At 31.1% G+C, this 11,500-nt stretch carries 14 protein-coding genes; all 14 read right to left on the bottom strand.

Annotation, left to right across the window (positions count from 1 at the left end; translation table 11 throughout):
- Window positions 1-46: 46 nt before the first annotated feature.
- Complete coding sequence (locus tag ACQ629_RS08810) at window positions 47-427, bottom strand: DUF6168 family protein (protein ID WP_483704196.1); 381 nt, start codon at window positions 425-427, stop codon at window positions 47-49.
- Window positions 420-650, bottom strand: coding sequence for an AtpZ/AtpI family protein (locus ACQ629_RS08805; RefSeq protein WP_483704194.1), 231 nt, complete (start codon window positions 648-650; stop codon window positions 420-422). The genes ACQ629_RS08810 and ACQ629_RS08805 overlap by 8 nt, the downstream gene beginning before the upstream one ends.
- Window positions 619-1,026 carry a bactofilin family protein gene (locus ACQ629_RS08800; protein WP_483704192.1) on the bottom strand — a complete coding sequence of 136 codons (408 nt, stop codon included), beginning with the start codon at window positions 1,024-1,026 and terminating at the stop codon, window positions 619-621. The genes ACQ629_RS08805 and ACQ629_RS08800 overlap by 32 nt, the downstream gene beginning before the upstream one ends.
- Window positions 1,027-1,051: 25 nt before the next feature.
- The gene (gene porW, locus ACQ629_RS08795; protein ID WP_483704190.1) at window positions 1,052-3,280 is read right to left on the bottom strand and encodes a type IX secretion system periplasmic lipoprotein PorW/SprE; all 2,229 of its coding nucleotides are present in this window, start codon (window positions 3,278-3,280) and stop codon (window positions 1,052-1,054) included.
- A 177-nt stretch (window positions 3,281-3,457) separates the two neighbouring features.
- Window positions 3,458-4,153 (bottom strand): ABC transporter ATP-binding protein, encoded by a 696-nt coding sequence (locus tag ACQ629_RS08790; RefSeq protein ID WP_483704188.1) that lies wholly within the window; start codon window positions 4,151-4,153, stop codon window positions 3,458-3,460.
- Window positions 4,154-4,179: 26 nt separating this feature from the next.
- On the bottom strand, window positions 4,180-5,646 hold the full coding sequence (locus tag ACQ629_RS08785) for a DUF5687 family protein (protein ID WP_483704186.1): 1,467 nt from the start codon (window positions 5,644-5,646) through the stop codon (window positions 4,180-4,182).
- A 114-nt stretch (window positions 5,647-5,760) separates the two neighbouring features.
- Entirely contained in the window at window positions 5,761-6,258 is a 498-nt protein-coding gene (locus tag ACQ629_RS08780) for a DUF1761 domain-containing protein (protein ID WP_483704184.1), read from the bottom strand.
- Window positions 6,259-6,349: 91 nt separating this feature from the next.
- Complete coding sequence (locus tag ACQ629_RS08775) at window positions 6,350-7,342, bottom strand: DUF4837 family protein (protein ID WP_483704182.1); 993 nt, start codon at window positions 7,340-7,342, stop codon at window positions 6,350-6,352.
- Between the two features lie 26 nt (window positions 7,343-7,368).
- A complete protein-coding gene (locus ACQ629_RS08770; RefSeq protein WP_483704180.1) occupies window positions 7,369-8,895 on the bottom strand; it encodes a lytic transglycosylase domain-containing protein in 1,527 nt (508 codons plus the stop codon).
- 9 nt (window positions 8,896-8,904) lie between these two features.
- Entirely contained in the window at window positions 8,905-9,666 is a 762-nt protein-coding gene (locus ACQ629_RS08765) for an exodeoxyribonuclease III (RefSeq protein ID WP_483704179.1), read from the bottom strand.
- Window positions 9,666-9,896: a hypothetical protein gene (locus ACQ629_RS08760; protein WP_483704177.1), complete on the bottom strand. Its 231-nt coding sequence runs from the start codon at window positions 9,894-9,896 to the stop codon at window positions 9,666-9,668. Before ACQ629_RS08760 ends, ACQ629_RS08765 begins: the two co-directional genes overlap by 1 nt.
- Window positions 9,897-10,124, bottom strand: a complete 228-nt coding sequence (locus ACQ629_RS08755; protein ID WP_483704175.1) for a hypothetical protein — start codon at window positions 10,122-10,124, stop codon at window positions 9,897-9,899. It lies immediately after the preceding gene.
- Between the two features lies 1 nt (window position 10,125).
- Window positions 10,126-10,782, bottom strand: coding sequence for a CoA transferase subunit B (locus tag ACQ629_RS08750; RefSeq protein ID WP_483704173.1), 657 nt, complete (start codon window positions 10,780-10,782; stop codon window positions 10,126-10,128).
- Window positions 10,783-10,786: 4 nt separating this feature from the next.
- Window positions 10,787-11,488, bottom strand: a complete 702-nt coding sequence (locus ACQ629_RS08745) for a CoA transferase subunit A (RefSeq protein ID WP_483704171.1) — start codon at window positions 11,486-11,488, stop codon at window positions 10,787-10,789.
- Window positions 11,489-11,500 lie beyond the last annotated feature (12 nt).

Below are 11,500 nucleotides of genomic sequence, written 5' to 3'. Positions count from 1 at the left end.
TTCTATTGTGTTTTCGTCTTATTATTTTACTTAAAAAACGATGAAACTATTTGCTATTCAACAGTTTCGATACCGCAATAGCTTCTGAAATCAAAAATATGAATAATGGAATTACTAATGAAAACCTTTCTGGCTTTGTAAGTTCTTCATTTGCAAAAACCGAAACCTTAAAAATCAAGACAAAAAAACCGATTTTTAAAAATACAGAGGCCAAATATGCATATCCTGCTTGATTTATTAATTTACAGGCCACTAGCTCTACAATTGCATAAACAATTACCGCAGCTATAACATGAAACAAGTATATTGAAAATAATGAATAAGAAAGATCTATTTCTTTAGACTGTAAAATATAATCGTGTGGAAAATAACTTACTGCAAATACTATAAAGATAGCAGCAAGGAAAAACAAAATTCTTTTAATCATTATCTTTTGAAATTTTTGTAACTTGAAGTATCACCGAAAACATTGCTAAAAACACTGCCGAAAGGGTGCATATTTTAGAATACAATTCTCCTTCATTAGCATATAATGTATCCAACCATTTACCTAGTAAATTACCTAAATAAATCGTTAAACCCATTTGAAAAGCAATACTAGTAAACCGAATGTATTTATTAAGCGGTTTTACCTTTGGTTTTTTGCTCATCTTTATTTAATTCTTTTACAGCACCTTTCATAGCACATGTTGCATTAAATGAAGCTCCCGGCTCTACAGAAAGCTTACCTACAACAACATCTCCACCTATATTAGCTGATGTTTTGACTGTTAATACATTAGAAACAAATAGCTCCCCAGAAAATTTACCTTCAATATCTGCATTTGCACACTCTATCTTTCCTTTTACAAAACCAGATTCACCAATAATAACTCTACCGTTGGTTTTAATAGTCCCGTCTAAAGTTCCATCAATTCTAAAGTCTCCTTCAGAAATAATATCTCCTTTTATTTGTGTGTTTTTACCAACAAGATTTCTTTCTGAAACTTTGTTTTCGCTTGTTTTTTTATTTTCTTTACTAAACATAATTATGGGGAATTAGGGTGTTTTCTTATTTTTTTAATTGTTCTAATATTTCTTTTGCCTTTATACCTTCTTCTTTTGTTGCAAAACTAATGGCGACAAACTCTAATGCTTCTTTATAGGTATCTTTATCCTTATATTTACCAATACACAGCGCTTTTAACAGTACAAATTTAGGGATTAATTTTGAATTATTAATCTTAGGTAAAAAAGCATTTATTTCATTTACAGCTGCCTCAAATTTATCTTGCTTAAAAAGGTAATAAATTTCTTTATATTTATTTAAAACAGCATCTTCTTTTTTACCTTCTTTTAATTTTTTATTTGGGTTTAATATTATTTGAGCAAATGTTGTTTTTGGGTATTTAGTTAGTATAATATCCTTATATATATTTGATTTTTCTTGATTGCCAGTACCTTTATAAATTTGATATAAATGATAACTTATCGGCAACTCCAACTCCTTATTTACTTGCTCTTTTTGTACACGCTCTAAATTTTTAATAGCCAGGTTGGTGTTTTTAAATTGCTCTTTATAAATTAATCCTAATTTATAAAGGGACTCTTTACGATCTTCTTTTAAAACAGTTATTGCTTTTTCATCTGTCAGAATTTCATCTAAATAAGTTCCTAATACATATCGTTTATTTACAATTGGCTCTGTTGATTTTTCTACAACATCATTCGTTGCAATGGTAGATTTATCTGACAAGCGCCAATTATCTTCTAACGGACGTGTACCCCATACTTTCTGAAATTCAGATTTACCAAAACCTAAAGCTTGTGTATTATAAAAATACCATTTTCCTTTATTGCTCTTGTTATTTACCGATGCTCCTCCTCCAAAAGAACTTCCGAAATTTTGCGCATTTAATAACTGCTGTGTATTCTCCTGATCTTGTTTCTTAATTTTCGCTATATAACTTTCAAAAAATAGAGTTCTTTCATCTATCGTCATTGCAACTAACTTAAGAATGCTGTCGTTGTTTTTAACAATCTCTTCGTGTTTTCTTAGAGTTGTTAATCCTTTATTTTTTCTTCGGATTCTTCTAATTCTCTTTTCTTGATCAAATTCTTTTGAAGTAACCTGTAAAACACTATCGTAATATAAACCCGCTAGTACATAATTTTCTTTGTCAAATGCAATATTTCCTAAACCTTCGTAGGCATATGTTTTTTGATAATTATTATTAGTCTTCGCTGCTATTGATTCTTTAAAATAGTCAATCGCGTTTGCTGTTTTTTTTCTTCCTACTTCTAAAACACCTGCCTGGTAATAAAGTGCATTTAGAAATTTACGGTTATCAGAATTTCTAATTAACTTTTTTAACCTCGCTAAAACAACTATTGACGCTGAATCGTTTTCAGTGTTTTTTGCCATTTCAATATTTGCACGAATACGGTATTTATAAGGTGCCTTGGGGGTTTCCGCCAATTTATTAAACACCACTCTTGCTGAGTCTCTATGATTTAATTCGCTGTAAATTTGCCCTAAAACAAACATATTACGAGCAGATTGCTCTTTGTTCTTAAATATTTTAGAAGCTGCGGTTAAATGTTCTATAACTTTCTGAATCGTATCTGTTTTCTGATACGCCATTGCCATTGCAGTATGTGCTTGTTCTCTTATTCCGTCCGGAAGTTCTGCTTCGTTTTCTTCAACTTCTAGTAAGAATTTTAAAGATTCTATCGCTAATTTTTCATTATCTAAACGAATGTTTGTTTTTGCTCTCCAAATTTTCGTTTCGTTAATTAAATCAGCATTCGGATAATTAACTATAATATAATTAAAAGATTCTATCGCAGGAATAAAACGTTGTGTGTAATATCTAGATTTTCCTAAAAGTAGATAAGCATCATCTATCTGACGGTTTTTTTCATAACCATTAATATTCATTGAATGCTTTTGGATAGCTTTTACCGCTTTTTCTTCTGCCTTATCAAATGACGTTAAATTTTCAATCTCCTCCTCTTCGTTTTCATTAAAACCACTACCTGGCTGTAAAACAGGAACTGCTATTTTGTTTTCATCAAAACTAATTGGCTCTATTTGTAAACGTCTCCAAAAATTATCTTCGTGTTTGCTTTCAATCTCTTCTAGCCCCTTTAAATAAGCCTGCTTCCCGTTAAAAAGAATATTATATTTAGTGGTAAGTACGTGAAAATTTCTATTTATAAAAGCATCTTTTTTTGCACTACAAGAATATATTAACGCTAAAAAAAGGGTAAAAACTAAAAGTTTGGATAGTTTATTCATATAGTTATACTTTTACTGTACAACAACTATAATAGTAAGTTTATTGTACGTAAAAACGTAAAAATAACAATAATAAAATAATTTTTATGCCACTTCTTAAATTTAAAAATAGATCTTGGAGGTTAATTAAAAACATTAGGGCTTTTAGTGAACCTCCTTTTACCTATTTTTTAATGATTACACAGAAAAATAACTCTCTAACTCTTGTAAAGTTTCTGGTGATGTATTTATATCTTTCACTACATTTCCTTTATCTAAAACAACAATTCGCTCACAAACTTCAGTAACGTGACTTAAATCATGACTAGAAACTAACACGGTAACTTCTTCATTTTCCGTTAAGCTTTTTAATATTTTTTTAAGTCTGATTTGTGTTGTTGGATCTAAATTAGCAAAAGGTTCATCTAAAATTACCACTTGTGGATTCCCCATTAAAGCAGCTATAATTCCTGCCTTTTTCTGATTTCCTTTACTTAAATCACGTAAATATTTTTTCTTTCCTAAAATTTCGTCATTAAAAAACTCATTAAAAGGAGCTAAAAATGATGCAACATCCGCTTTATTCATTCCTCGTAAATCTCCAATAAAATCGAAATATTCTTCTGGAGTTAAATATCCTATTAAAAAAGATTCATCAATAAAAGATCCTGTAAAAGTTTTCCAATCTTCACTTTTATTAACAACAACATCGTTGTTGGTGATTTCTCCTGTTGTTGGTCTTATTAAATCTAATAAAATATTAAATAACGTTGTTTTTCCTGCACCATTGTTACCAACCAAACCAAAACTTTGTCCGCTAGGAATAGTTATTTTATCTACATTTAAAACTTCTGCTTGCCCGTATTTCTTTGAAACTGTATCTATTGTAATCATAATGTTTTCTTTAAATTTTGTTTTGTTTATGCTTCTTTACCGAAAGCATTAATCATAGCGTATTTGTCTTTGATATATTTTTTCTCTATCAAATTCATAAAGTAGTTTTTAAAAACTAATCCAAGTATTCCCAATAAAGCAACTAAAATATATCCTGAGTTATACCCAACAAAACTGTTGAATATCCAAAATATAGCCATTGGTAATAACATTAATGGTATAATAATAAGAAACTGTGTTGCGCTTGTTCCTTGTGTGTTTCCAAAACCACCTTTTGTTAAATCGATTCGTTTTCTATTAAAAGATCCTGCATATAACAAAAACAATGAGTTAAAGCCTATATTAAAAATAGCACCAACGGTAATCATTAAAAATATTTTTGTTCCGAAATATAAATAAGGGATGCTTAAAAAGTATAAAATTGTAGTCATTGCTACCATTAAAAACCACTTAGAATCTAAAAATTTACGATATCTAAAACTCTGACTCATTAGCATTTTATAATGCGCACTATCCCAAGCTGGGATGAACTGACCATAATTTAACGTAAAACCTCCTGTTACAAACAAGCCTGCAAACATTAACATAGCCGGCATATCTTTATAAGTTTCTTGCGTAAAGAAAATCAACCCATAAAAAAGGAATAAGAACGACATTAAAAAAACTGTTTTTGTTCTTTTGTTTCGCCAAATTAATCGGATATCATTTTTTATAAATGGTGCGATATCTCCTAACTTTTCTGTCCACGATAAATCTGCTGTACTTGCTTCTTCTGTTTTTACTGCGACTAAATCATCCAAATATACTCTAGCTCTTAATAGCTTAAAATTTACATAATATAACACTACTGCAATAACAAACGGAATTAATGCTAAAATTGGATTTGCTACAATTGCATCAAATGTTTGCTGACTGTAAATTGAAATATTAAAACTAGTAAACTTTTGTAATGCTATTAAAGCAACTAATAAGGTAGCTATAAATGCAAATACACTATTATTTTTATTGATTAAAAAGTTTAAAAAATTAATTGCTTGAATTATAAAAAACATAGCGATTAACCAACCTAAAACTCCACCCAAATTGTAATCTTGACTAATTAAAACCACACTAAAAGGAATATAAAAAAACAAGGACATGAAGTTGAATCCTGAAAATGCTGATTTCCCTAAAACATAGTGCACTAATTTCTCTTTCTTTATAGGAAGGATTAGTAGTGGTTTGATATTCATTACTGGTAATTTTTGCATCAAATAGCGGAAAATTAAATCTCCCAGTATAGCAAAAACTAACATTGAATTTACAATTTGTAACGGGTCTTGTTCTGGATACATTTTCTTTAAAAGAAAAAAACCTCCAATACCAATCCCTAAAAAAACGGCTAAAATATATAGGACAAAAAAGCCCATTATTATTTTTAACGCAATTCCTTTTTGCCAATATGAAGAACGAAAATATTGTTTCCATTCTAATTTTAAAAAATGTGCAATCATTTGGTTTGATTTTTTATTGATTGATTATAAGAGTCTATTATTTACTTTTTGTTACATAAAAAAAGCATCAATTATAAAATTGATGCTTTTTGGTGTTTTTTCTCTTTATAAAAATTAAGCCCACTTACATAAGACACCTCCCATGATAGCTAAACTTACTACCCAATAACCTACATTAATTGCGATGTATTTAAGGCTTTTTCTTTCAAATAATCCATTAATTGTAATTATAGACCCTGCTAACAATAAGCCAATCATCGTTCCATGTAGAGCACCGTGACCAAAAGTTCTGAATTTACCACCGTAGTTTGACATAAATTCTTGAAAATAGGTAGATACAGCTCCTGATCCTTCAGCAAAACCTGGCTCTCCCATTAAAGTAGAAAAGGCTCCCCATTGGTGAATAACCAATGTTTGTAATATAAATGCTATTAAAAAACTACACACATACGATAATCCGAAAATTTTAAACATATTCCCGCCTTTTAAACTCTCTTCGGTGAAACCCATTTCTTTCATCCATGGTTTTCCAAAAAGTGGTCCATACCAAATAAATCCTATTATCATTGGCACTAATGCCGCTAATGCGCTAATTAAAAAATTAAATTTCATAAGTATAAAGTTTTGGTTTATAGCCAAATATACCAAAAAAAGCATCAAATAAATATTTGATGCTTTTTTGTTACGTATTGTTAAATGAAATTTATTTTATTTTCATTGATTTTGCAATTGCTTCTAATTCAAACAAAAAGTCACGTTTATTTACTGATGGTGCGTACGTAAAACCTTCAAAAACCACTAAGCGATTATTTTTCGTATCAATTATCGTATAGTTTATAAACGGCCCTGCCATAAAATCATTTTTAACTTCCCATTTACCACGAGTTTCATATGCTTTTTTACCGTCTATTACAGCATCAAAGGTAAACGGAGTGTATGCTTGTTCGGTAATCATATACATCCCTTCTTTACTACCTGGTATGTGTTTTTTACCAATTGTATCTCGTACTGCGGTAATATTATCAGCAACAGTTGCTTCATCTTCTAAAGGAATCGTATATATTAAAACATTATTAGTTCCGTCTCCTCGTGCTATACCACTTGATAAATGCTGACGAAACCAAATGAAATTACCTGCATCTTCAACCAATCTATATCTCTTAGGAATATCTATCGTTAATCCAATATTTTTAATTGTTTTAAACTTCGTTTCATCAATACGTTCTTTTTTAAAAATACGCTGAGAAAACCTAATATCTTCATCTTTAAACAACTTAATAATCTCTTTTCCTCGTGTATCTAAAAGCTTTATAATTCCGGCTTTATTCTTAGCGGTTGCATGCACAATAATTTGAGGTTCGGCATACCTGTTCTTCTCAACAGTAATACCTTCTTTTTCACCTTCTTTAATTATTAAAACAGCTTTTCCGTGTCGCATAAAACTACCAAAACCAACAGGATCTATTTGACTAACCGACAATAATGTTTCTGGTTGTGGTAAACCTACTTGATGCTCGCCAAAGACCTTACGTATTTGATCTCCCATCTTTCCTTCCCAATCTAATCCTTTTACAACCACCATTATTTTGTTGGTGTTACCATTAGAAGTAGGCAAAACATAACTGCCTTTTCCATTACCAGTATTACATGATACTGCTATGGATATCGAAAAGAGTAAGATTATTATTTTTTTCATCGTTTGTGTTTTTTAGTAGTATGTTTTTAACCTTTAAAAATTTTAAGCTTCATTCCTGGCTTTAGACTTTTAACACTCCAAATATTGTTCCACTTTTTAATTTGCTCGATAGAAACTGATGGATATTTTTTAGAGATTGTCCATAACGAATCTCCATTTTGCACTACATAAATATCATGCTTACCAGTTGGAACCTTATATTTATTTTTAGACACCTTTTTAGAAACACCTATTTTCTTCGGATAAATACTTAAGCGCTGACCTATTTTTAAACGATGGTTACGCATACCGTTCCAACGTTTTATATCACTAACTCGTACGCCAAATTTATTTGCTATTTTTCCTAAATAATCGCCACTACGCACTTTATAACGGATCCGTTTATCCATTTCAAAATACTTAGGTAAAGGTTTCTCTCTTTTACCTTCATCTTCTTTTGCTAGGGCATAAATTTCTTTTTCTTTATCTAAAAAATCTACTATGTTTTTTCTTGGCAATCGAACCGCATAATTTTTCTTTTTAATATAAGGAATGATATCTAACTTATATGACGGGTTTAGAAAAGATAATAACTCAGCATCTATATTTGTTTTTTCAGAAATTTGATCGAAGCTAACGGTTCTTTTTACGTGAACGGTATCAGTTTCAAAATGAAAAATATTTGGTGGTTGTGGATAAATACCGTGTTCTTCGGCATATTCAAAAATATACATCGTTGCATAAAATGCAGGAACGTAACTTGCGGTTTCACGTGGTAAAAACGGACGTATATTCCAGTAATTTCGATACCCACCAGAGCGTTTTATTGCTTTCGAAACATTTCCTGGCCCCGAATTATAAGCTGCCAATGCCAAATCCCAATCTCCGAAAATTCTATATAGCTGACTTAAGTATTTACAAGCTGCAACAGTTGCTTTTACAGGGTCTTGACGCTCATCCACATATGAATTCACCTTTAAATTAAACTGCACCCCTGTACCATACATAAACTGCCATAAACCTGTTGCACCAACTCTAGAGCGAGCTGCAGGACGCAAAGCAGATTCTACAATCGCCAAATATTTCATTTCTAACGGAACATCGAACTGATCTAAATACTGCTCGAACATCGGAAAGTAATATTGTGCCTTTGCCATTAAGGCCGGGTAATACCTTTTACGATATTTTAAATAACTATTAATTACTTTTTCTAATGACGGGTTATACGCTAAATGAAATGGTGTTTTTAAATCTAAATCTGTCAACCTTTTTTTTAATAAATCCGAAGAAAGTATGGTTGTTGTATTACCAATAATATCTTTATCGTTAATTACATACTGAATACTATCAAATAATGATGAATTAAACTTTTCTTCAATCAATAAACTATCAATAATTTTTAAATCAGCATCAGAATATAAATCTTCTTGCTGTTTTATTTTGATAGTGTCAATTGCTATTAAAGTAGCATCATTTGTTATTTGTAAACTTTTTTCGGGCATCAAAATACTATCAATAGGTTGTTGCGCAAAAATTGATGTTGTGAAAAAAAGTAGTATTAGTAGGTTTCTCATATTTCGATTTTAAATATCTAATTCAACCACAATCGGGCAGTGATCTGAATGTTTTGCTTCGGGTAAAATATAGGCTCTTGAAATTTTTTCTTTTAATGGCTCAGAAACAATGGCATAATCTAAACGCCAACCTTTGTTATTGGCTCTAGAATTTGCGCGATAACTCCACCATGAATACTCTTGTTTTTCTGGGTTTAAATAACGGAAACTATCAATAAATCCGTTGTTTATAAAATCTCCAATCCAAGTTCTTTCTTCTGGTAAAAATCCAGAAACTCCTTTCATTTTCGGATTGTGAATATCAATTGTTTCATGACAAATATTATAATCGCCACAAATAACCAAATTCGGAATTTCTTGTTTTAAATTATTGATGTATGATTGAAATTCGTCCATGTAATTAAACTTAAAACTCAACCTTTCAGTATTTGTTCCTGACGGAAGATATAAACTCATTACCGAAACATTATCAAAATCTACACGTAAATTTCTCCCTTCAAAATCCATCGTTTCAATTCCCGTTCCGTATTCAATATGATTGGGTTTTTCTTTACAAAAAACAGCTACTGATGAGTAGCCTTTTTTTTGTGCTGAAAACCAATAATGATACGGATAACCCGCGTTTTCAAACTCCGTTACATCTAGTTGTTCTTTATGCGCTTTGGTTTCTTGAATACAAATAACATCCGGATTTGCAGCTTGTAACCAGTCGATGAATCCTTTTTTTAATGCGGCACGAATTCCGTTTACGTTGTATGAGATTATTTTCATTAATCTAAAAATATTGGTTTTTTAAGAAAAATCCACGTTAGCTGTTTCTTTTCTCCTGTTTGCGTTTGTATTATTTTTTTTCTTGGTGATAAAAAATATCCTAAAGCAATTGCTACTGCAATTCGAAGCCAATCTGGCTCTACATGAAATATTTTATCTAAAATCAGCAAGAAAAATATTGTTAAAAGAGGATAAATAATACGATGTATTTTCTTTATTAATTCTAACATTTAATCTAAAATAATAGGCTTTTTTAAAAAAAACCAAGTAATTTGAGTTTTCTCTCCTGCTTGAGTTTGTATTTTCTTTTTTCTAGGAGAAACTAGTATTGCAAAAAAAGCAGAAACAGCTATTCTAATTCCTAAACTTTCAACATTAAATACTTTATCTAGAATTGCACTTACAAGAAGTACGACTAGAAAAACTACAATAAAACTGTTTTTAGCTAAAAACTTCATCCTAAATATTCATTTCAGGAACTTCTCCGTTTACAATTAAAGTTCCTGCTGTAGCCTCTTGAATTTCTTCAACAGATACTCCCGGAGCTCTTTCTAATAAATGAAATGCACCTTCTTTAACTTCTAACACTGCTAAATTGGTAACTACTTTAGTTACGCAACCAACACCTGTTAAAGGCAATGAACATTCTTTTAATATTTTAGATTCGCCACGCTTATTGGTATGCATCATGGCAACAATAATATTTTCTGCTGATGCAACTAAATCCATCGCGCCACCCATTCCTTTTACCATTTTTCCTGGAATTTTCCAGTTAGCGATATCTCCGTTCTGAGCAACTTCCATCGCTCCCAAAACCGTTAATTGAACGTGTTTACCACGAATCATAGAAAAACTCGTTGCTGAATCGAAAATAGAACCGCCATCTAAAACAGTAACCGTTTGTTTACCTGCGTTTATTAAATCGGCATCCTCTGTTCCTTCAATAGGAAAAGGACCCATACCTAACAATCCGTTTTCAGATTGAAACTCAACTTCAATCCCTTCAGGAATATAGTTTGCTACTAAAGTCGGAATTCCGATACCTAAATTAACATACCATTTATCTTGTAATTCTTTAGCAATTCGTTGCGCTATTTGTTCTTTTGATAAAGCCATTTTCTTACAATTTTGGAGTTACAGTTCGTTGCTCAATTCTCTTTTCATATTTTTCTCCTTGAAAAATACGTTGCACAAATATCCCTGGAATATGAATTTGATTAGGATCTAGTGTTCCTGCTGGCACTAATTCTTCTACCTCAGCAACTGTAATCGTTGCAGCACCACACATATTCGGGTTAAAATTACGTGCTGTTCCTTTAAAAATTAAATTCCCTGCTGTATCTCCTTTCCATGCTTTTACGAATGCAAAATCTGCTTTAAAAGCTGGTTCTAAAACATACATTTTTCCGTCAAATTCACGAGTTTCTTTTCCTTCTGCAACTTCTGTTCCGTAACCTGCCGGTGTATAAAACGCTGGAAAACCTGCTTGTGCAGCTCTACATTTCTCAGCTAATGTTCCTTGAGGTGTTAACTCAACATCTAACTCACCAGATAACATCTGACGTTCAAATTCGTCATTTTCTCCTACATAAGAAGAAATCATTTTTTTAATCTGTTTATTTTGAAGTAATAAACCGAGCCCAAAATCATCTACGCCAGCATTGTTAGAAATACAGGTAACATCTCTTACATTTAACTTTACTAATTCTGCAATCGCGTTTTCAGGTATTCCACACAAACCAAAACCACCTAACATAAAAGTCATTGAGTCTTTTACACCAGCTAGTGCTTCTTGTACGTTATTTACTTTTTTATTTATCATTGTTGTTGTTTG

The organism is Tenacibaculum sp. SM2510 (assembly GCF_057002845.1).
The sequence above is the reverse complement of the archived record's forward strand: the minus strand, read 5'-3'. Positions and strand labels throughout refer to the sequence as shown.